This is a genomic window from Paenarthrobacter sp. 2TAF44, assembly GCF_052114885.1.
Lineage (GTDB): Bacteria > Actinomycetota > Actinomycetes > Actinomycetales > Micrococcaceae > Arthrobacter.
The window spans coordinates 59,514-78,874 of the sequence record NZ_JBFRFP010000015.1 but is presented as its reverse complement, the minus strand read 5'-3'; the positions used below and the strand labels follow the sequence as shown (position 1 = coordinate 78,874).

Annotated in this window: 21 protein-coding genes; 9 read left to right on the top strand and 12 right to left on the bottom strand. The window is 62.7% G+C overall.

Annotated elements, in window-relative coordinates:
• Positions 1–239: 239 nt before the first annotated feature.
• A complete protein-coding gene (locus AB4Z15_RS15810) occupies positions 240–674 on the top strand; it encodes a CBS domain-containing protein (RefSeq protein WP_442002488.1) in 435 nt (144 codons plus the stop codon).
• A 63-nt stretch (positions 675–737) separates the two neighbouring features.
• On the opposite strand, the gene AB4Z15_RS15805 is transcribed toward AB4Z15_RS15810, so the two are convergent.
• Positions 738–1,034, bottom strand: coding sequence for a hypothetical protein (locus AB4Z15_RS15805; RefSeq protein ID WP_216926150.1), 297 nt, complete (start codon positions 1,032–1,034; stop codon positions 738–740).
• 90 nt (positions 1,035–1,124) lie between these two features.
• Between AB4Z15_RS15805 and AB4Z15_RS15800 the strand changes: the two genes are divergently transcribed.
• Positions 1,125–3,602, top strand: coding sequence for a Tex family protein (locus AB4Z15_RS15800; protein ID WP_442018042.1), 2,478 nt, complete (start codon positions 1,125–1,127; stop codon positions 3,600–3,602).
• A 108-nt stretch (positions 3,603–3,710) separates the two neighbouring features.
• Here AB4Z15_RS15800 and AB4Z15_RS15795 read toward each other — a convergent pair whose 3' ends face one another.
• Together AB4Z15_RS15795 and AB4Z15_RS15790 are read right to left on the bottom strand one after the other, a co-directional pair.
• Positions 3,711–4,115 (bottom strand): DUF1622 domain-containing protein, encoded by a 405-nt coding sequence (locus AB4Z15_RS15795; RefSeq protein WP_442002490.1) that lies wholly within the window; start codon positions 4,113–4,115, stop codon positions 3,711–3,713.
• A gap of 15 nt (positions 4,116–4,130) precedes the next feature.
• Entirely contained in the window at positions 4,131–5,045 is a 915-nt protein-coding gene (locus AB4Z15_RS15790; RefSeq protein ID WP_442018041.1) for an MSMEG_6728 family protein, read from the bottom strand.
• Positions 5,046–5,127: 82 nt separating this feature from the next.
• Between AB4Z15_RS15790 and AB4Z15_RS15785 the strand changes: the two genes are divergently transcribed.
• The 3 genes from AB4Z15_RS15785 (at position 5,128) to AB4Z15_RS15775 (ending at position 7,631) form a co-directional block, all read left to right on the top strand.
• The gene (locus AB4Z15_RS15785) at positions 5,128–6,159 is read left to right on the top strand and encodes an adenosine deaminase (RefSeq protein WP_442018040.1); all 1,032 of its coding nucleotides are present in this window, start codon (positions 5,128–5,130) and stop codon (positions 6,157–6,159) included.
• Positions 6,160–6,314: 155 nt separating this feature from the next.
• A complete protein-coding gene (locus AB4Z15_RS15780) occupies positions 6,315–7,196 on the top strand; it encodes a pullulanase X25 domain-containing protein (protein WP_442018039.1) in 882 nt (293 codons plus the stop codon).
• Between the two features lie 126 nt (positions 7,197–7,322).
• Entirely contained in the window at positions 7,323–7,631 is a 309-nt protein-coding gene (locus AB4Z15_RS15775) for an acylphosphatase (RefSeq protein WP_442018038.1), read from the top strand.
• Positions 7,632–7,640: 9 nt separating this feature from the next.
• On the opposite strand, the gene AB4Z15_RS15770 is transcribed toward AB4Z15_RS15775, so the two are convergent.
• The 4 genes from AB4Z15_RS15770 to AB4Z15_RS15755 form a co-directional block, all read right to left on the bottom strand.
• Positions 7,641–8,033: a type II toxin-antitoxin system VapC family toxin gene (locus AB4Z15_RS15770; protein ID WP_442018037.1), complete on the bottom strand. Its 393-nt coding sequence runs from the start codon at positions 8,031–8,033 to the stop codon at positions 7,641–7,643.
• Positions 8,030–8,296, bottom strand: coding sequence for a type II toxin-antitoxin system Phd/YefM family antitoxin (locus tag AB4Z15_RS15765; RefSeq protein ID WP_442018036.1), 267 nt, complete (start codon positions 8,294–8,296; stop codon positions 8,030–8,032). Before AB4Z15_RS15765 ends, AB4Z15_RS15770 begins: the two co-directional genes overlap by 4 nt.
• A 61-nt stretch (positions 8,297–8,357) precedes the next feature.
• Complete coding sequence (locus AB4Z15_RS15760; RefSeq protein WP_442018035.1) at positions 8,358–9,257, bottom strand: PfkB family carbohydrate kinase; 900 nt, start codon at positions 9,255–9,257, stop codon at positions 8,358–8,360.
• Positions 9,258–9,279: 22 nt separating this feature from the next.
• On the bottom strand, positions 9,280–10,053 hold the full coding sequence (locus tag AB4Z15_RS15755; RefSeq protein ID WP_442018034.1) for a GntR family transcriptional regulator: 774 nt from the start codon (positions 10,051–10,053) through the stop codon (positions 9,280–9,282).
• A 134-nt stretch (positions 10,054–10,187) separates the two neighbouring features.
• Here AB4Z15_RS15755 and AB4Z15_RS15750 point away from each other — a divergent pair, with 134 nt between their 5' ends.
• On the top strand, positions 10,188–11,618 hold the full coding sequence (locus AB4Z15_RS15750) for an MFS transporter (RefSeq protein ID WP_442018033.1): 1,431 nt from the start codon (positions 10,188–10,190) through the stop codon (positions 11,616–11,618).
• A gap of 80 nt (positions 11,619–11,698) precedes the next feature.
• Positions 11,699–12,697: a nucleoside hydrolase gene (locus AB4Z15_RS15745; protein WP_442018032.1), complete on the top strand. Its 999-nt coding sequence runs from the start codon at positions 11,699–11,701 to the stop codon at positions 12,695–12,697.
• Positions 12,698–12,765: 68 nt separating this feature from the next.
• Here the strand turns inward: AB4Z15_RS15745 and AB4Z15_RS15740 are convergent, their stop codons facing one another.
• Positions 12,766–13,518, bottom strand: coding sequence for an ArsR/SmtB family transcription factor (locus AB4Z15_RS15740; protein ID WP_442018031.1), 753 nt, complete (start codon positions 13,516–13,518; stop codon positions 12,766–12,768).
• 98 nt (positions 13,519–13,616) lie between these two features.
• Between AB4Z15_RS15740 and AB4Z15_RS15735 the strand changes: the two genes are divergently transcribed.
• A complete protein-coding gene (locus AB4Z15_RS15735; protein WP_442018030.1) occupies positions 13,617–14,471 on the top strand; it encodes a carbohydrate kinase family protein in 855 nt (284 codons plus the stop codon).
• Between the two features lie 150 nt (positions 14,472–14,621).
• On the opposite strand, the gene AB4Z15_RS15730 is transcribed toward AB4Z15_RS15735, so the two are convergent.
• From AB4Z15_RS15730 to AB4Z15_RS15715, 4 genes are all read right to left on the bottom strand, one after another.
• Positions 14,622–16,670: a DUF222 domain-containing protein gene (locus tag AB4Z15_RS15730; RefSeq protein ID WP_442018029.1), complete on the bottom strand. Its 2,049-nt coding sequence runs from the start codon at positions 16,668–16,670 to the stop codon at positions 14,622–14,624.
• Positions 16,671–16,745: 75 nt separating this feature from the next.
• Positions 16,746–17,243, bottom strand: coding sequence for a DinB family protein (locus AB4Z15_RS15725; protein ID WP_442018028.1), 498 nt, complete (start codon positions 17,241–17,243; stop codon positions 16,746–16,748).
• Positions 17,240–17,704, bottom strand: a complete 465-nt coding sequence (locus AB4Z15_RS15720) for a VOC family protein (protein WP_442018027.1) — start codon at positions 17,702–17,704, stop codon at positions 17,240–17,242. Before AB4Z15_RS15720 ends, AB4Z15_RS15725 begins: the two co-directional genes overlap by 4 nt.
• A 35-nt stretch (positions 17,705–17,739) precedes the next feature.
• A complete protein-coding gene (locus tag AB4Z15_RS15715; protein ID WP_442018026.1) occupies positions 17,740–18,507 on the bottom strand; it encodes an SDR family oxidoreductase in 768 nt (255 codons plus the stop codon).
• Between the two features lie 162 nt (positions 18,508–18,669).
• Between AB4Z15_RS15715 and AB4Z15_RS15710 the strand changes: the two genes are divergently transcribed.
• Positions 18,670–19,359, top strand: a complete 690-nt coding sequence (locus AB4Z15_RS15710) for a hypothetical protein (RefSeq protein ID WP_442018025.1) — start codon at positions 18,670–18,672, stop codon at positions 19,357–19,359.
• The last annotated feature ends 2 nt before the right edge of the window (positions 19,360–19,361 follow it).

Below are 19,361 nucleotides of genomic sequence, written 5' to 3'. Positions count from 1 at the left end.
GGGCGATGCATGTGAGAAGTCCCCATGGGGGTGAAAGTGGCCATGCCCAGAAGCCGTGTGTAACCCAAAAAAGAGGATACTCCACCGAATGGATTATATCTAGGGAGGCATCTAAATTTTCTGCCCGGCAACCCGCCGGATCGCCTAGTCAGCCGCAGCAGCCAAGCGTAGGCTGGCAACATCGGCGTCGGAGCCGAAGGACCCCGCGTCGATGAACCCCATTCGATGAAGGAGGACCCATGAGTGTCGTACGTGAATTCATGACGACGGATGCCCAGTGCATTCCGGAAGACCAGACTCTTCAGGACGCCGCCCGCATGATGAGGGACTTGGACTGCGGTTCACTTCCCATCTGCGGCAATGACGGCAGGCTGACCGGCTTCATCACTGACCGCGACATCGTGGTCAAGTGTCTGGCCGAGGGAAGGGATGCCCGCGAAGTCCGGGCAAGCGAACTCGCCACCGGTAAGCCGTACTGGATTGACGCTGATGCCAACGTTGACGAAGCCATCAACATGATGGAAGAGCATCAGGTTCGCCGTCTTCCCGTCATCAAGGATCACAAGCTGGTAGGCATCATCAGCCAGGGAGATATTGCCCGCAACCACTACGCAGAACAGCGCGTGGGCGAAATGGTGGAGCACATCTCCTCCAAGGAGCACATGTCCCACTAGCGGCCGGCCAGCCCGCTGTAATCCAGTAATCCAGGTAATCCAGCCGCCGCGAAGCGCTCCCCGTCAGAGGAACGCCTCGCGGCCCGTTCCTTCGCGCAGCACGAGTTCGTCATCCTCTATGGAGACAATCAGGCTCCTGGGTTTACCAGCGAGCTTTTTCGTTGCGCTGAGCTTTCTGCTGCGGACTTCAACTCCCACCGTGGCGCCTTTCGCCGGCAGCTCCACCGTGATTTCGTCGGCCATTCCCAACAGCATCTTGGTAGACACATCCCGTTCGGACACAGCTTCCTTGCCGTTGACGGTCACGCTCACGTCATCGGAAACAAACCCGTCCTGAAGGATGATGAGCAGTTCCTGCATGCTCCAACTACAGCACTAACAGCGCTCCCGGCATAGGCCTTCCGGAACCCGGACCTGAAAACTGTCGGTCATGTGAGGCAAACTGTCAGGGTGACTCAATCTCTCCAGCACCAGTCAGCCGATTCTGCCATCCATGACCTCATCGCCAACGAACTTGGCGTGAAGGCCTGGCAGGTCAAGGCCGCGGTGGAACTGCTCGACGCCGGATCCACCGTTCCCTTCATCGCCCGCTACCGTAAGGAAGTCACCGGGACGCTCGATGACACCCAGCTTCGCGATCTTGAGGAACGCCTCCGGTACCTGCGGGAACTGGAAGAGCGGCGGAGAACCGTTCTTGAGGCGATAGCAGCCCAAGGCAAGCTGACCCCGGAACTGGAAGCCGCCGTCGTCGGTGCTGACACCAAGGCGAGGCTGGAGGATATCTACCTCCCCTTCAAGTCCAAGCGTCGCACCAAGGCGCAGATTGCCCGCGAAGCCGGGCTGGAGCCGCTAGCGGACGTCCTGCTCGCCAACCCACAGCTCGACCCCGAAACCGAGGCCGCCAAGTACCTCAACGCCGAGCACTCCATTGAGGATTCTGCCGCCGCGCTCGCGGGCGCCCGCGCGATCCTGGTGGAGCGCGTCGCCCAGGACCCTGACCTGGCCGAGGACCTGCGTGAGCGGCTCTGGAAGCAGGGGCGCATGGTCTCCCGTGTCAAGAAGGGCATGGAGGCCGAAGGCCAGAAGTTCAAGGATTACTTCGAGTTCACGCAAGTCCCGTCCGGAATGCCGTCGCACCGGGTGCTCGCCTTGTTGCGGGGTGAAAAGGACGGCGTACTTGAGCTGGATCTCGCCGAAGCAGACCCCGCCGACGACGACGCCCTGGCCGCCGCCCGCGGCCGCTACGAGAACGCTGTGGCCAAGTGCCTTGGGGTCGCCAACCACGGCCGTCCCGCCGATCTCTGGCTCACCCAGACTGCCCAGCTCGCCTGGCGTGGGCGCATCCTGGACCGACTCACCACCGATCTTCGCGGACGCATGTTTGCCGACGCCGAGGATGAAGCTGTTCGGGTCTTCGCCGCGAACTTGCGTGATGTCTTGCTCGCTGCGCCTGCCGGCAACCGCTCGACGCTTGGACTGGACCCGGGACTCCGCACCGGAGTTAAGGTGGCGGTGGTGGATGGCACTGGCAAGGTGGTTGCCACGGACACCATCTATCCCCACGCGCCCGCAAGGAAATGGGACGAGGCTTTGGCCACCCTTGGCCGCCTCGCCAAGCAGTACAACGTGGAACTCGTGGCGATCGGCAACGGCACAGCGTCCCGTGAAACCGACAAGCTGGCAACCGAGCTCATCAAGTCTCTCGAAGCCGCAGGTTCCAAGGGTGTCCAGAAGCTCGTTGTTTCCGAGGCTGGAGCTTCCGTGTACTCCGCGTCGGCCCTGGCAGCTTCCGAGCTCCCCGGCATGGACGTGTCGCTCCGCGGCGCTGTCTCCATTGCCCGCCGGCTTCAGGATCCGCTGGCCGAACTGGTGAAGATCGAACCCAAGTCCATCGGCGTGGGCCAGTACCAGCACGACGTCACCGCCGCCAAGCTGGACCGCTCACTGGACGCTGTGGTGGAAGACTGCGTGAATGCCGTGGGCGTGGACGTCAACACGGCGTCCCCCGCGCTGCTGAGCCGTGTGGCCGGCGTCGGACCTTTGCTGAGCGAAAACATTGTGGCGTACCGCAACGAGAATGGCCCGTTTGCCAAGCGGAGCGACCTCAAGAAGGTACCCCGGCTTGGAGCGAAGGCGTTCGAGCAGTGTGCAGGCTTCCTCCGGATCACCGGGGGAGCGGAGCCGTTGGATGCTTCCAGCGTGCACCCCGAGGCCTACTCCGTTGCCCGCAAGATCCTTGTCGCGGCTGGCGGCGCGCCCACCACTTCACTGGATCCGCAGGCATTCGTTGACGGCACGTTCGGCCTGCCCACCGTCAAGGACATCATGACCGAGCTCGAGAAGCCGGGCCGCGATCCCCGTCCCGCGTTCAAGGCAGCTTCGTTCTCCGAGGGCATTGAAAAGATCTCCGACCTCAAGCCCGGCATGATCCTGGAAGGCACAGTTACCAACGTTGCCGCATTCGGTGCCTTCGTGGACGTCGGGGTGCACCAGGACGGCCTGGTCCACGTGTCAGCGCTGTCCAACAAATTCGTCTCGGACCCCCGCGAGATCGTGAAATCCGGTCAGGTAGTGCGGGTCAAGGTGCTTGAGGCCGATCCCGAACGAAAGCGCATCTCCCTGACCTTGAGGCTCGACGACGAACCCGGCACTGCGGGCGGCCGCGACTCCCGCGGGCGTGCTTCGGGTGGAGGTAACCAAGGTGGAGGCGACCAGCGTGCACGAACTGCTGGAGGCCAGCGCTCAGGTGGTCAGCCGGGTCAGCGTGGGGGTGGCCAGCCGGGTCAGCGCGGCGGTGGTCAGCCGGCTCAGCGTGGTGGTGGTCAGCCTGGTCAGGGCGACCGTCGCCAGGGCAAGCCGCAGCAGTCTGAAGCTCCCGCTAACACAGCTATGGCCGAGGCACTTCGTCAGGCAGGGCTCGGGAAGTAGCCAGCCGCAGCCCACGAAACCCCACCTTGTTCGCCTGTCATGCCGTACAACGGGATGATGGGCGAACAAGGGCGGGTTTTGACAGCGGAGCAAGCTACGACGGCGTGACTACGACGGAACCGACGAGCCATCCGGAACTGAACTGCCGCCGTCGTGGTCCTTTTCCTTCTGCCACGGCCAGCGGCCAGTAATCTCCAGTTCAAGCGAGAAGCTGAGGAACGTCCGGATCAGCACGATGATCGCCAGGACGCCCACGCTCTCAAAGGTGGGCGTCACAGCGACTGTCCGAATGATGTCGGCGGCCACCAGGAGCTCAAGGCCCAGGAGGATGGACCGTCCCAGCAATTGCCGGTAGGCGCGGTAGGGAGAAAACGGGGCGAGTCCGCTAGCCCGTTTGGGTTGGTACCCGCGCAAAGCGAGTGGGATGGAAACCAGCGCCCCAACCACCATGACTGCGACGCCGGCGAAGTCCATGTACCGGCCGACTTCTTCGATGATGTGCTGGAAATCCATGGCCGCCTCCAGCGGTTACTGTGCCGGTGCGGGGATCGGAAAGAAGACCCGCGGATCCTGCAGCAGTGCCGGGTAGTCGAAATCGGAGCGCTTGACCACGTCACTGACTTCGAAGTTCCGGGCGAACTTACCCTCAACCGTGATAGGCCGTCCCTGGACCAAGCCGACGGCGAAGATCTGGCCGCCGTCGAACGGGACGGCGATCTCTGTCTTGCCGGGAAGCGTATTGAACGCGGCTTCCTGGGCTTGGCGTTTCCGCGTGGGCTTCTTCTCCAGCACCTTGGCAGGACGTTTTTTGGGGCCCTTGAGTTGGCGGCGGGACTTCTCTTCCGCGTACACGAATTGGTACTCGCCGGATTCTGAATCTGCGGCAGCCTTGGCCTTGCCGTGAGGAGGCATGCTCACAGTGGTGAGCTGTTCCGGGCGGATGTCTTCCACATTGGCCCGCAGGATCCAGAGACGGTCCTCTTCGGGGTCTGCGGGGTGGAATTCGTGCTTGGGCTCGGGCCAGATGTATTCGAGCTTTTCTTCGACGCCCGGGAAGAGCGGTCCGTAGAACTTGGGGTCCTTGCCAATGAGCTTGGAGCGGTGGCTGAGGTGCAGGTCCTCGTAGCCAAGCCACGGCGGCATGATGATCCTGGAGGCGTAGTCCGGGTGTGCGGCCTGGGGCGCAAATTCGGCGATGTTGTTGCGGGTGTTGTCCGGGTGGCCGCGCTGGATCCACTCGTCGGCCATTGCCAGACCGTACATGGTGAGGGCGGGGACGTGGCCCATCCACATACGGACGGCCGGGTGCTGCTGCCAACCGTACTCCGGGATGACCAGTGCGCGGAGGACCTGGAGGGCTTCGACGCGCTGTTTGCCGAGCCTTGAGGTGTCGAGCGCCGCGGCGCTCTCACGGAAATCGGCGAAAGGGAGGAAAGTCTGCATCCTTTCAGTTTGGGGGTCCCGCGGCGAAGAACCAAGTTGAGTGCTCCGGGACACGTGCGGATATGGGGCCTAGAGTTGTCGAGTGGAAACTTTTGGCGAGAAAACGACGACCACGGCGCCCCCGGTTGCCGAACTGCACCTGCACATCGAAGGGACTCTCCAGCCAGAGCTGATCTTTGCCCTGGCCGAACGCAACGGCATCGAACTGCCGTATGAAGACATCGAAGAACTGCGGGAGAAGTACGAGTTTACGGATCTGCAGTCCTTCCTTGACCTGTACTACGCCAATATGGCCGTCCTGCAGACCGAGCAGGACTTTACCGACATGACTCGTGCTTATCTTCAGCGCGCCGCCGCCGGGGGAGTGCGCCATGCGGAGATCATGATGGATCCCCAGGCGCATGTGGCCAGGGGTGTCCCGCTTGAGGTGTGCCTCAATGGGATCGCGAATGCGTTGGCGACGTCAGAGGAAGATTTCGGCGTTTCGACACTCCTTATAGCGGCCTTCCTCAGGGACATGTCCCAGGACTCCGCACTTGAGGTGTTGGACCAGTTGCTCGCGATGCACGCCCCCATCGTCGGCATTGGGCTGGACTCAGCAGAGGTGGGCAATCCGCCGTCGAAATTTGAGCGACTCTACCAGCGTGCCGGTGACGCCGGGTTGCGAAGGATCGCCCACGCGGGCGAGGAAGGGCCGGCCGCCTACATCACCGAGGCCCTGGACGTGCTGCATGTGGAGAGGATCGATCACGGTATCCGCTGCATGGAAGACACGGAAGTGGTGCAGCGGCTCGTCGCGGAGCAGGTGCCCCTGACTGTTTGCCCGCTATCCAACGTTCGCCTGCGTACGGTGGACAAGCTGGCTGACCACCCACTGCCGGAGATGCTTGCCATCGGTTTGAACGTTTGCGTGAACTCGGACGACCCTGCCTACTTTGGCGGCTATGTGGACGACAACTTCGAGCAGTTGGCCAAGGTCCTTGAGTTCTCGGTTCCGGAGCAGGCTACTTTGGCGGCAAACTCGATCCGTTCTTCGTTCGCCAGCGACGCCCGGAAAGCTGTATTGCTGGATGAAGTGACGGAGTGGGTCAAGGCGTCCGTGCCGGGCCAATAAACCCTGAATTGGTGCTAAAGGCGAGACCCGTCGATCACTTCCGGCCCCGGGAATGTCACACTCGGTCACGACACACGGTGTTTACCAATATCAGTCGCGCGAATTAACAATTCATTGGCAAACTGCAAGGGATTATTCACCGTAGAAGGAGAAGCATGGGCGCCAACACCGCCGAGAACACCAACCTTCGTCTGAAGGCCGTACTGGACATCCTCGCTGAGGGCGTATGGTCTGGAGCCACACTGAACGCAGGGGAAGTCCTGGCAGAGGCCATCGGACGCGTTCCTTTCAACGACCATGAGGCTGAACTTCTCAGTGGGGGCATTCCCCGCGGCCACAAAACCCTGACGTCGGCATCGGCAAAGCTGGTCAAGGCCGGCTGGCTGGTCAAGGGGCGTTCGGGATGGACCATCCCGGACGACGGACTGCGGGCGACGGTCGCCTTCCCTGACGTTTCGGCTTTCGCAGAGGCCCTCGACGCCGGAACACCGGTACCAGCCGATGTTCCCGTGCCTACGGCCCCGCCCGCCAAGGCCAAGACGAAGCGTGCCGCAACATCGAAGAAGGCTGCAGCTCCGAAGGCTGCTGCAGAACCGAAGGTAGCCGCCGCGAAGGTATCTGCGCCGAAGGCTGCTGCTACTAAGACGACCACCACCAAAGCTGCGCCGGCCGCGAAGAAGGCTTCCACGCGCAAGGCTCCTGCCAAGGCAGCGGCGGCTCCCGCCGTCGAAACCCTGCCTCAGCCGGACGCCGTCGCAATTGCGGGTGACTTCAACAAGATCCTGGGCGCTCCGGAAGACTGGGCTCCCCAGTACGACGAAGTCCAGATGGAGTTCAACCCGCTGGTTCAGCTGTGGGCGCTGACGGCTGAACTGCCGGCCGGTTTCTATACGTACAAGATCGCGCTGAACCGTTCATGGGATGAGAACTATGGCGCGTTCGGCGTCCGGGATGGTGCCAACCACGAGTTGAACCACGACGGCGGCCCGGTCACCTTCACGTACGACCACGCGACGCACGACATCGTGGTGGGCTGACTCCTTTCCCGCTGAAACCCGCCCTTGTTCGCCATACCCGCCCTTGAGCGGTGAGGAGAGCGAACAAGGGCGGGTTTCGTGGGCCAAGCACTCGGCATCACGGGTGTGCGCAGCTAGATTGGGTCCATGACTGAGTCGCTGGAAGGCCGCTATGGCGATGAGACGCTAAGAGTCACAGCCCGCATCACCGGAGTGGTCCAGGGCGTGGGATTCCGCTACTGGACTGCTCGCAAAGCGGATGAGCTAATGCTGAGGGGGACCGTCAGGAATAATCGCGACGGATCCGTGCAGGTGGTCGCCGAGGGATCGGTAGCCGATGCCGAGGCGCTGGTGAGTTGGCTCCATTCACCGCGGGCGCCTGGTCGCATTGAGAACATTGAATTCGAGGTTTCCGACGCTACGGGGGAGTTCGACGAGTTCCGGATCGTTGGCTAAACCGCCTGATCAGGCCCCGGGAGACGATGTTGTAAGTCCAGACTCCACTCCGGCCAGGAGCAGTTCCGCGTCGTAGGCAACCAGACTGTCGACTTGGAGCCTGATGGCGGTAGCAAGGTGGATTGCATCAGCGCTCCGAAGTCGCCTGGGCGAGGCCGCGGCATACATGAGATCCGACCGCGTCACGTCGACCAGATTAATGCCGGCGAGGACGCTATTAACCACCTCGAAGGGCAAGTCCCGGCGACGAGCAGCGCAATGCAGTTCCGTATACAAGAGCATTGAAGCAACAAGATGCCCTCCTGCAGCAGCTATGTCCGAAAGGTGTGCGGCTGCCTTTGCTGACTCCCGCTCTTCCACTACAAGTTTTAGTGCGGCTGAAGTGTCGACATAAACAATCACCGGTCGCCGCGCAGATCCGCCAAAATGCCGGCGGTATCCCTCTCGCTGGCGACGCGCGAAAGAATCTTGAAGTCGACGGGACTCGTTGTGGCTGGTCGCACGCTTCCAGCTTGCAGCAAGCGTTCAAAGGGCGAAGCTGACGGCGGAATCAGGGTTGCGGCCACTTCACCATTATTGGTGACATCGATGATTTCGCCGTTCTTGACCCGCTCCAGGATCTTGCTGCTCTGATTGCGGAGTTCACGGTGCGGAATTGTTGTCATGGTTGGCCTCAGTAGCAACCGTAGCACCTCCCTCATCGAAGGCCTCTGCAGGGCAAATAGCTCAGGCGACGAAAGACGTGCGCGTCGCCTCGACGTAGTGCTCCAAGGATTTCAGCGCAGGCTGTGACGAAGCATCCCTAACAGCGTCCGCGCCCACTGCATTGGCAACAGCCAGGGCGTGGCTGTGCTCCAGTCCGGAGCGGAGGGCCAGGACAAGCGCGGCACAGAAAGCATCGCCGGCTCCAATGGTGTTGGCGATCTCCGTGACCCGTACGGCAGGAGCTTCGGCCACGCGTTCGCCGTGCTCGAAGATCGCCGAGCCCTCCCCGCCATATGTCACTGCAACGAGGGGCGCCGTGCGAAGGGCGGGGATCAGGGCGTACTCGGTCTCATTGACGATCACGAGGTCGCAGCGTTCCAGCAGCTCCGGAATGATAGGCGCCGCCGGTGCTGCATTGAGGGCAAAGTAGCCGGTGGTTCGGCGGGCGGCTTCCAGCACCACGTCCTGGTCCACTTCGAGTTGGCACAGGACGGCTTCCTCCTCCGCGAAGGAAACTCCTTCCACGGACACGTCGGCGTTCGCGCCCGGGCACACAACAATCTGGTTCTCGCCTTCGCCGTCCACCAGGACCAGTGCCGTCCCTGTCGCGGCATCCACTTGAGCGATGTCCTGGACGTCGACGCCGGCACTCGCCATGGCGTCCAGGAGGCTGCGGCCTGCTTCGTCCCGGCCTACTGCCCCCACCATGCGGGAGGCGCCGGCAAGCCTGGCTGCGGCCACGGCCTGGTTGGCGCCCTTGCCGCCCGGCTGCTGACGGAGGACGGCGCCGCCAACGGTTTCGCCCGGCGTCGGGAGGCGGCTGGCGGTAGCCGTGATGTCGAGGTTGATGCTGCCTACAACGGTGAGGGCGGTGCTCGCAAGAGGCAAAATGGGCGCGGAAGACTGAGGGGAGGAGCTCATGGAAGGACCTTTTCGGGAGGATTCAGGAGGACTGGATGACGGAGAGGTGACCGGCCTTGGCGGCCACGAGGCATTTGGCCAGGTAGAACGGGGAGCCCTTGCGGCGGACGTATTGAGTGAGGACCAGAACCGGCTCGGACGGGCGAAGATCCAGCAACTTGGCGCGGCTGGGACCGGCGGTACTCAGGCTGATTTCGCATTCGCCAGGTCCCAGTGACGCCCCCGGAATCCCGCTGAGGACCTCCAAAAGGGTCGACGCCGAAAGCGTGGGAGCTTCCGCCGCTTCTGACAGTGCCTCGGCCTCGGGGATTCCTTGAGCCACGTTTTCCTGCAGGTGGGCCACGGGCTCGCCATTGCGGATCAGCACGCTTTCCCAAAACCAGACGTCCTGGCCGGGCTCCACGCCGATTCCGGGGGCCACGAATTCCGAGGCAGGCTGTTTGACCGCCGCAACGCGTTTGACCTGGATGTCCTGGTCCGGGCCGCCAAGGAGTTGATCGAACGGGCGGATGTGTTCGATGCCAATCCGGGGCAACGAATCAGCCACGAATCGTCCGACTCCCCGCCGCGCCCTGGTGAGTCCGTCTTCCTCCAACAGCATCAGCGCTTCCCGGATCACGGTGCGGCTGACGTCCATCATGACGCCCAGCTCGGTCTCCGTGGGGAGTAACGAGCCAGGAGGGAGGAGCTTGGTCCTGATTGCCTCGGCTATGCGTGAGTATGCCGCAACGCGCAAAGGCTGGCCGGGTTGGGGCGCAATGGGTCGGGACAGGAACTGGACGGCATTGTCGGTCAAGGGTGCCTCGCTTGGGTTTGGTTATGGACACTGTACCGGAAAAATGTGATAGGTTGCACAAGCTCGTAATACATGCTTGTATAACAACTCACATCTCGTGGCGCCGCCTGCGCCCTCGGACAAAGGAGTTTGATGTGAATATCCCCAACACAGCGGTAGAGGCACAGCCTTCCGAAACTGTAGAAGCGACGTCGGACACCCGCCCGGGCGGTCGGGCGGCTGTCCTGCTGATCACCACGCTGGTTCTCGCCGTATTGTCGTTCCAGCTCAACGCCAGCATGATCACGCCGGCACTCCCGCACATCGGCTCCTTCTTTGGCGAAACGCCCGAAGCCGTGGCTCAGGTGCAGTCCATGTTCTTCCTTGCAGGAGCCATCTCCGGACCCGTGATTGGACGCTGGAGCGACTTCATCGGCCGCCGCACCGCACTGCTCTTGGTCCTGGCCATCATGGGCGTCGGAACAGTGCTGTGCATCTTCGCCCCGAACTTGCCGCTGCTGGTCACCGGCCGTTTCATGCAGGGTGTCTCGAGCGCCATCTTCGCGCTCTCCTACATAGTGCTCAACGAATACTTGCCCGCCCGACTCTTCGGCACGTCCATCGGCATCATCGCCGCCATTAATGGAGGTGTGGGCGGTGTTGATGGCTACTTTGGTGGGCTCATGGCTGAAACGCTCGGCTTCCAGTCGATTTTTGTTGCCGTCCTCGCCCTGGCCGCGATCGCCGTCGTCTGCGTCATCAAAGTTGTCCCGGGAGGGAAATCCGCTGTCGCCCCAGGCCGGATGGACTGGTGGGGCGCAGGTTCCCTTTCCCTGTTCCTGGTCTTCCTTACCTACTTCGTCTCTACTGGTTCTTCGGCCGGCTGGACCTCACCTGCCGCGCTTGGCCTGCTGGCTGGCAGCATCGCTTCCTTCACCGCGTTCTGGCTCATCGAGAAGAAACGCTCCACACCGCTGGTCGCCGTCCACCATCTCCGTTCGCGCCAGGTATGGCCGGTCATCGCCACCACTGTGCTGATGCTCGCGGGAATCTTCGCCATCATCAACTTCACCGTGGTGCTCCTGAGCCAGGACAAGGAAAACGGCTTCGGCTTGCCGGCGTCGGTCGCAGCACTGCTGTTCCTGACCCCGGCAGCACTGATCGGCGTCTTCGCGGCACCGCTCGCCGGCTGGATTGCCGACCGCCGTGGCTGGATCAAGACCGTCCGAGTCGGCACGGCCACGAGCCTGGTCTGCGCCATTGCTGCTGCACTGTTCGCCGACAACCAAGTGGCCGTCCTCATCGCGATCGCAGCCTTGGGCATCTTCTACAACGGCTTCTTCCTCACCGCCATCAACGGGCTGTCCGTCTTGCTCTCGCCCAAGGAAGCGCCGGCCGCGCTGCCCGGAATCAACGGTGCCTCCTTCGGCATCGGGGCGAGCCTCGGCGTCGTGGTTGTTGCCCCGTTCGCCGGTCAGGGCACCGCAGCCGGGTACTCTGCAGCGCTCTGGATTTCGGTGTCCATCACCGTCCTCGCCTTCCTTGTCAGCCTGTTCATCACAGCACCGAAGGGCGAAAAGATCTAACGCCCGACGGCGGCACGCGGCACCGCGCGTCCGCCCAGCACTGCTTCCCATCACCCCGCTACATCCTGAAACGAGAGACCATGCTTCAGCCGACCGCCGCCCCCTTCTACCTCGACTGCGATACGGGAATCGACGACGCCCTCGCCCTCGCCTATTTGCTCGCAACCCCGAGAGCGGAACTCGTGGGCATCGGCACCGTGAGCGGCAATATCAGCGCCGCCGGTGGTGCCCGGAACACCCTGGACCTGCTGAAACTGGCCGGGCGCCCGGACATTCCCGTAGCGATCGGCGCGCACGATCCGCAGGCCGGCACCTTCCATGGTGGTGCGCCGCATGTCCATGGCGACAACGGAATCGGCGGGGTGGAGCTTACTCCGTCGGATCGTGAGCCTGTTAAGGCAACGGCTGCTGAGCTCCTGGTGCAGCTGGCGCACAAGCATGCTGGGGAACTGCGAGTTGTGGCAATCGGGCCGCTGACGAACATCGCCGAAGCTCTCAGGTTGGAGCCCAAGCTGCCGGAGCTCATCGCCGAAATCACCATCATGGGCGGCGCGGCCCTGGCCCCGGGAAACATCACGCCCGTGGCGGAAGCCAACATCGCCAACGACCCCGAGGCTGCGGCGGAAGTACTGGCTGCTGACTGGAATGTGACGCTGGTGCCACTGGATGTCACCATGACCAACGTCCTGGAGGAAACCCACCGCCAAGAACTGCTGGAATCCGAGCACCCCGTTTCGCAGGCCCTCGGCGAGATGCTTGGCTACTACTTCGGCTTCTATGTGGACATCTTCGGGCGGGCGTGTTCAGCAATGCACGATCCCCTGGCTGCTGCCATTGCCGTGAGGGGAGTGGAGCTGACCGTGGCGCCGACCGTCCGCGTTGAGGTAGACACAACCAACGGTCCAAGCCGTGGCCAGACCGTGTGCGACCTCCGTGGCCAGTACGCGGGATTCCCGGAGCAGCGCGGTGCGCGTTGCCGCGTGGTGCTGGAAATCGGCGAAGACTTCGCGCCGCACCTGCTCGGCACCATGCAGGCAGCATGGCTCTCTGAAGAGGAGCTGGCTTCTCCCGTCGCCTAACTGGCGGGAGGCAAAAGTAGCGACGACGACGGCGGGAGGCTCCCGCCGTCGTCGTGGTTAAAGCGTGCCTAGGCGTACATGAGCGAGCCGGGCGTTGTCAGTGTTTCGCCTGTTTCGAGCCAGGTCTTGAGTCCGGAGAGGATCATGGGCCAGCCGCCGTACAGCTGCTCGTTGGCGCCTTCGCGGAGTTGATCGTGCGTGACGGTGAGGTGGCACGAATCGCCCACGGGTTCGATTTCCCAGGTGATCCGCGATGTTCCTTCAGCTTTGACGTCCTCGCCCCACAATGCCTGCATCGTCTGGACGAGCCGCCGCGGGGGATCGACTTCGATGTTCTCGCCCTCGCCCAGTGGCTCGTCCGCTTTGACGTTCCGCATTTCAAACCGTCCGCCAGGAGTCCAGTCCGCCGTGAACGTGTTCCCGAACTGGTACTTACTGCGGATTTCGCTGTTGGTGATGGCTTCCCAGAGCCGCTCCGGGGTGGTCTTGATGTAAATCTCGAAGATCTTTTCCATGGGACTTTCCAATCTGGATTTGAGGTCGCTGAGTGCAGCGGCCCATGGTTCTGCGTATTTGCTCACCCAGCGATCGTGGATGAGCCTGATGGGGATGGGGTTCAGGAAATGCAGCTTTTCACGTCCTCGGCGGCGCGTGACCACCAGTCCGGCATCCTCCAACAACTTCAGGTGCTTTGCGATGCCGAAGCGGGTCATCTCGAACCGTGCTCCGAGTGCGGTGAGGGTTTGCCCATCCTCGCGGAACAGCTCATCGAGCAGCTCCCGCCGGGTGGGGTCTGCCAGTGCTTTAAACACGGCGTCCATGGATTTAGAATAGGTGACCATTTGGTCACGTGTCAACGGTTTTGAACTGGCCGGTTTGTTTCCGGGAACGTGGTCCTGGACCGTGCTTGGATAGTGCCATGCCTGCTACTCCCACCGTTGCCGTGTGCGGCCCTGCCTCGTGGAACCAGCTCATCCTCCTGGACCACCTCCCCGAGCCCGTCCCGCATATGCAGTTCGCGCGACGCGCCTGGGAGACGGTAGGCGGAACGTCGGCGGGGAAAGCGGTGCACCTCGCTGATCTGGGCATAGGCGTGCGCTTGTGCTCGCCACTTGGGGCGGACGACGACGGCGTGCGGGTCCTCCGCGCACTCACCAACGCCGGTGTCACCGTAGAAAAGATTGTCTCCGATCGAACTGAGCGTCACGTCAACCTCATGACCGAGGACGGGGCTCGGGTATCCCTCTACGTCTCGGTGCCTTCCGCCCCGACCGAGGAGGATCTTGCGAGGGCAGCTGCCATGGTGGCTGCTGCTGATCTCGCCGTGATCGACCTCAGTGAATTTGGGGTGCTGCTGCTGGACCGCGAAGAGGTTCACCAGACGCCGCTATGGGTGGACCTTCATGATTACGACGGTTCCTCGGCGTTCCATGAACCGTTCCTGAGGGCGGCCGGGGTGGTGTTCATGAATGACGACAGGACAGAGGATCCGTGGGCGCTCATGCATTCCTGCCTTGCGCGGGGACCTCGCTTGGCGGTCTGCACACTCGGGGCGGAAGGTGCTGTCGCCTTGGAAGCGGACGGTACCCAGCATGAGGTTCCCGCAGTTCCCGCCGATGTGGTGGATACGAACGGCGCCGGCGATGCATTCATGGCTGGCTTCCTTGCTGCGACACTGCGGGGCGCACCCGTTTTCGATGCCCTCGAGGCAGGAGCGGTTCAAGCCCGCGTCGCGATTGAGAGTGAACATCTGCATCCGGTGTTGGGGCGTTGAGCATGCTTCACCCACTGCATGGCTGATCCTGTTCGTTGCGGGCACGTTGGTGTTCCTGATCTCCACGAATTCCCTACCGCCACTGAACCCTGTTGAGGCCAAGTTCGCGGCAGCCGTATGGGCAGCATTTCAATGACCAACCACGACCTCTTATGTTCTGAGTGGTGTGTGGTGGTGGTTGCGTCGGGGTGTTTGTTTGGGGTCGATGTGTGGTGGTGGGGTGAACCAGGGCACGCCGGTGGTCATGTCGATGCGCCATTGTTCTTTGTGGATGACGTGGTGGTGGTGGCTGCAGAGCAGGGTGCCGTTCTCGGTTCCTGTGGTGCCGCCGTGTGACCAGTAGGTGATGTGGTGGGCTTCGCACCAGGGGGCGGGCATGGTGCAGTCGGGGAATGCGCAGCCGCCGTCGCGGGCGGTGATGGCTTTGCGGATGTGGGGCGGGAAGATCCGGGTGGTGCGGCCGATGTCCAGGACGCGGGAGTCGCTGCCGAGCAGGACGGGGATGATGTCCGCATCGCAGGCGATTTTGCGGATGGTGTTCGGGTGCATCGGACCCAGGAACGTTGCTGTGCCGGTGCTGAGTCGTTGGTGGTCGGTGAGTCGTTCGGAGAGGTCGCGCCAGTCGATGGTGACCGTGACCTGGGGGCGGAGTCCGCCGTTGGTTGGTAGCTTCCCGGTGGTCATGGCGACTGCGCAGGCTCCGACGAGTCCGTCGAGGAGTTTCATGGGCCGGGAACGCCGGTCCAGGTCCGGGCCGGTTGGTTTGTTCCCGCTGCCGTTCTCCCCGTTTTCGCTGCCTTCGTTGGTGTCGCCGCCGTTCCCGGCGCTTTCGCCGGTGGCGTTGTTGGTTCCTGACTCATTACCGTGTCCGGTGGTGCGTCGGGGGTTGGTGGCGACGTTCATGGCGGTGGTGAGCGTTTCGTATTGTTCGGCGGTGGCGAAGATTTCCAGGTGGTGCAGTCCGTGGCGGGGTTTGCGGATGAAGGTGCCTTGGAGCTGGCGGAGAACTTCTTCGGACGGTTCGGGACCGTCTTGGTCGATCTGGTCGTTCCAGCGTTTGGCCATTTTGGTGACGAAGTCGGGGTCGGACTCGATGGCGGTGCGGGTGAGGGCGTGTTCCATCCGGGTGAGGGTGTCGTCGTCGGTGAGGAGGCGTACTTTGTCCAGGGCGGCGCTGATGATGCTCGCGGACCGGGTGGGTATTTGCGTGGTTTCGAGGGCCTGGGCAAGGATTTCGCGGCGGGCCGGGATGTGTTGCCCGGCGATTCCGGTCCGGGGGAGGACCTCGGAGGCCAGGGCGAGCCGGCGGTTGGCTTCGCTTTTACTGATCCGCAGGCTCGCGCGCAGGAATTCCGCGGCATTCCGGTAGCCATCATCAGCCACCGCAGCAGCGTCTGCCGCGGTAACAGCGGCGGATCCAGCAACAGCACCATCCGAAGTAGCAGCCCGGGACGCGCCGGCAATACCGGCCGTGGCGGTGGCGGGGTTTGGTCCTGCCGTACTGGCCGGGGCCGCAGGGTGTGTGGTTGCGGGGTCGGTCCAGCCTGTCTGCCATCCCGTGCCCGCCGCGGATGAGGGCCGTGCCTGCTGGGCTTGCGTGCGGGTCCGCTCCACGGCGTGGGCCGCGATGACCTGGAGGTACTCCACGGTTCGGGAGATCTCCTCGACCCGCCCGGCGAACCCTGCGGCTTCGGTGAAGCCGAACGTCTGGGCACAGGCAACGGTGACGGAACGCAGATTTTCCAACGCCTGGACGCTGTCAGCCAGCGCAGCGTCTAGTCCCAGCGCATCGTCAAGCCCGTGGGAAATGCTCAGCCTAGGGAAATCGTCAAGCCTCTGGGAACCATCAGGCCCAGGGAAATCGCTCAGCCCAGGGGAAACGCTCAGCCTAGGGAAATCGTCAAGCCTCTGGGAACCATCAGGCCCAGGGGAAACGCTCAGCCCCTGGGAAACAGGCCCGACGTCAGGCCCAACTTCAGGCTCGACGTCATCAGGGTCAGAGAAGGGCCGTGGTTCAATGCCGCGAAGCAGCGCCATGGCCCTGGCGTTCTCCGAATCGGTGACTACCGCCGTCGGGCTTTCCCAGTTCGCCTGCCCGTTGGCAGGTACGGCATGGCTTACTCGGGGAAGGCGTCGGGGGCGCAACGCGACGCCAGACATCGCTGCCCGACGCGCCAACATCTCCCCAATGCTTCCCATAAATAAACCCTCTCACCAGGGGCTGACATTATTAGCTCGACCTGGTTTGGAACGAGGAAACGGGGGAAATAGCGGCTATTTGCTGGTGACTTGCTCCCGCAGAATGTCCGCATGACCGCAGTGCTGTGCGAGCTCCCGGAGCATGTGCAGATACACCCAGCGGAGGGGGAGCGGGCCACGTCGATTTCCGAGCACGAGGTCATCCAGCCCTAAAGCCGAAGCAGCCAGCCGTGAGGCCTCGCACGCTTCGCGATGTGCCTGCTGAATGCTTGCGATGGTGTCGGTGTCCTCGAGAATAAACGACTCGTCGGGCGTGGCGGGGATGCCGATTTCGCTGCGGGACCGGCACGTGATGGCCTCATCGAACCACACCTTTTCCACGAACGTGGCGTGCTTCAGCAACCCCAAAAGCGTTGTTCGCGAAGGAACCAACGAGCGCCTCGATTGCTCCTCCGTGAGCCCGTCCAGTGACTCGTAAAGTGCACGCCGATGCTCATCAAGGAATGCATCGAACTGGGAGCGGACGTCGTGGTTGATGACATCCTCAGCGAAGGTGGGCGGGAAGACACTCATCCGAAAACCACCGTACCGTCGTCGTCGATCCTCCAGCCGGGGTTGTGCGCGATCTCCCAGACGATGCCGTTCGGATCCTTGACGTGGCCGTGGAAAATGCCGCCGAAAGCGCTGGCCTGGGCGGGCTTCAGGACAGTTGCACCAGCCGCCATTAAGGCATCCATGGTGCTGGATACTTGTGCCGCACTATCGACGTTATGCGAAAGCGTCACGCCGCTGACGCTGCTCGTCGGAACGGTGCTCGTCGGAACGTCGCTGCTCGTCGAAATGTCGCTGTTGAGGTCTTCGTCGAACTTTTCAGCATCGAACAGGCCAAGCACCAAGCCCGGTCCGACCTGGAAGAAGATGATCTCCCCGGGCACGTCCATGAGCGGATCCCAACCGAGCCCGTCCTTGTAGAACGAACGGGCTCGATCAAGATCCGCCGTGGCAAACGTGATGAAATGCAGTCGCTGGTCCATACGGACATGCTAGCGACAGGGTACGACGGCGGGACTTAGCTAAGGTGCTGACGGGCGCCGTTGAGGTGGGAAGCCGGGGCTGCGAAGAGAGCAGAGACGTGGTCGCCGAGCTCGTTGACGTGCGTGTAGCCCGGGAACTTGCGGTGCGGAGCCGCTGCCTTCATGGCGTCGTCCAGCAGGGCCTTGACCACGAACACCACTGCGGCCGATGTCTGCTCCTTGGGCTCAGTCTTGTGGCCCGACTGGGCTGCCTCGAAGCCATCTGCAACACCGAGAACCCATGCTTCGGAAGCGGCCTTAATTGCGGCGTAGCTGGCGCCGGATGCTGTGGGCTTGGCAGCAGCGACAGCCGAGACGATGGCCAGCCGACCACGCGGCGATGCTTCCAAATCGGAGTAGAACGCACGCGAGGTATTCCGGAGCGTCGTCATGATGCTGGTGTGCAGGATGTCCCAGTCCTCGTCCTTCTGGTCAACGATTCCCTCGCCTCCACGCCATCCGCCGACGAGGTGTATCAGTCCATCCACCGATCCGAACCCGCTCCTGACTGAACCTGCCAGGGCCTCGACCGATTCCGGGTCCGAAAGGTTGCAGGTGTACGGCACCACGCCGTCGTGGGAGGCCGCGAGTGCTTCAAGACGCGCAGCGTCAAGATCGACGGCGGCGACGCGGGCTCCGAGGGCAACCAGCGAGCCGACGACAGCTTGACCCGCGGCGCTGGTGGAACCCGCAACGACGACGTTGAGAGGCTGAGTGGATTCGGCGCCGGATGCCACGTCGTTGTGGTCATTCGTGATTGGCATGTGTGTCCTTCCAAAGGAAAAGCTGGTCAGAAGGAGCCTACCGAGTGATATAGGTCGGCTTATCAATAAACAGCTTGAGAGTAAGAATCTCTCATGCTCACGCACCGCTGACTCGGCCTAAGCCCACGGACGAGGTGGGCTTGGAAGTGGGAGGATGAATCTGTGGAACCCCTCTTCGACTTCCTTGGCAGTTACTGGTGGCTCATTTTTCCTATCGGCGGGATGGCCGGCGGATGGGCAAGGTCGTGGTCGAAAGCCAGTGAGGAACGCCATCGCCGCAAGGTGGAGTTGTACAAGCTGAAGAATCAGCTTGCGGTGCACGAGCAGGCTAACCAGGCCGAGGTCGTCTCCTTGATGGCAACGCACGATGCCGTGAACCATAAGTGGCTGGACTACGAGCTGGACGTTGGGAAGCTCATCGACTACCCGCTGATGACCGACGTCCGCGAGCCTCTGACTGTCGCATTCCTGCGCGCCAAAAAGGATGCAGACGGTCTGCGCCCGGCTGCGCCCCAGGACTTAACGACGCCGGCCCGGCTGGCTGAGTACCGTGCGGCGGTCCACAGCTTCGAACTCGCTTTCGATGTGGCCGAACGGGAGGCCAGGCGAATCAAGGACAGCAACTTCACGGGGCCCGAACGTCAAAGGCTAGCCACGGCAAGGAAGCTGCTGCGCATTGCAGAAGACTCTGCAGCTACCCCGGCAGAACGTCAGACGGCTTACAAGCGTGCGCGCAAGGAACTCGACGGCCTGATCGTCCTTCCGGAGGCGACCGTTGCTGCGCTCGAAGGCAGAATCGCTGGAATGCTTGGTGTGCGACAAGACCCTGATACAGACGCGCGGATCGCTTGAGC

Coding starts and splice junctions, on each gene's coding strand:
- AB4Z15_RS15735 (WP_442018030.1), top strand. CDS start 13,617: ATGCCTGCTACTCCCACCGTTGCCGTGTGCGGCCCTGCCTCGTGGAAC.
- AB4Z15_RS15805 (WP_216926150.1), bottom strand. CDS start 1,034: ATGCAGGAACTGCTCATCATCCTTCAGGACGGGTTTGTTTCCGATGAC.
- AB4Z15_RS15765 (WP_442018036.1), bottom strand. CDS start 8,296: ATGACAACAATTCCGCACCGTGAACTCCGCAATCAGAGCAGCAAGATC.
- AB4Z15_RS15720 (WP_442018027.1), bottom strand. CDS start 17,704: ATGGACCAGCGACTGCATTTCATCACGTTTGCCACGGCGGATCTTGAT.
- AB4Z15_RS15745 (WP_442018032.1), top strand. CDS start 11,699: ATGCTTCAGCCGACCGCCGCCCCCTTCTACCTCGACTGCGATACGGGA.
- AB4Z15_RS15760 (WP_442018035.1), bottom strand. CDS start 9,257: ATGAGCTCCTCCCCTCAGTCTTCCGCGCCCATTTTGCCTCTTGCGAGC.
- AB4Z15_RS15715 (WP_442018026.1), bottom strand. CDS start 18,507: ATGCCAATCACGAATGACCACAACGACGTGGCATCCGGCGCCGAATCC.
- AB4Z15_RS15810 (WP_442002488.1), top strand. CDS start 240: ATGAGTGTCGTACGTGAATTCATGACGACGGATGCCCAGTGCATTCCG.
- AB4Z15_RS15775 (WP_442018038.1), top strand. CDS start 7,323: ATGACTGAGTCGCTGGAAGGCCGCTATGGCGATGAGACGCTAAGAGTC.
- AB4Z15_RS15790 (WP_442018041.1), bottom strand. CDS start 5,045: ATGCAGACTTTCCTCCCTTTCGCCGATTTCCGTGAGAGCGCCGCGGCG.
- AB4Z15_RS15725 (WP_442018028.1), bottom strand. CDS start 17,243: ATGAGTGTCTTCCCGCCCACCTTCGCTGAGGATGTCATCAACCACGAC.
- AB4Z15_RS15730 (WP_442018029.1), bottom strand. CDS start 16,670: ATGGGAAGCATTGGGGAGATGTTGGCGCGTCGGGCAGCGATGTCTGGC.
- AB4Z15_RS15740 (WP_442018031.1), bottom strand. CDS start 13,518: ATGGACGCCGTGTTTAAAGCACTGGCAGACCCCACCCGGCGGGAGCTG.
- AB4Z15_RS15780 (WP_442018039.1), top strand. CDS start 6,315: ATGGGCGCCAACACCGCCGAGAACACCAACCTTCGTCTGAAGGCCGTA.
- AB4Z15_RS15795 (WP_442002490.1), bottom strand. CDS start 4,115: ATGGATTTCCAGCACATCATCGAAGAAGTCGGCCGGTACATGGACTTC.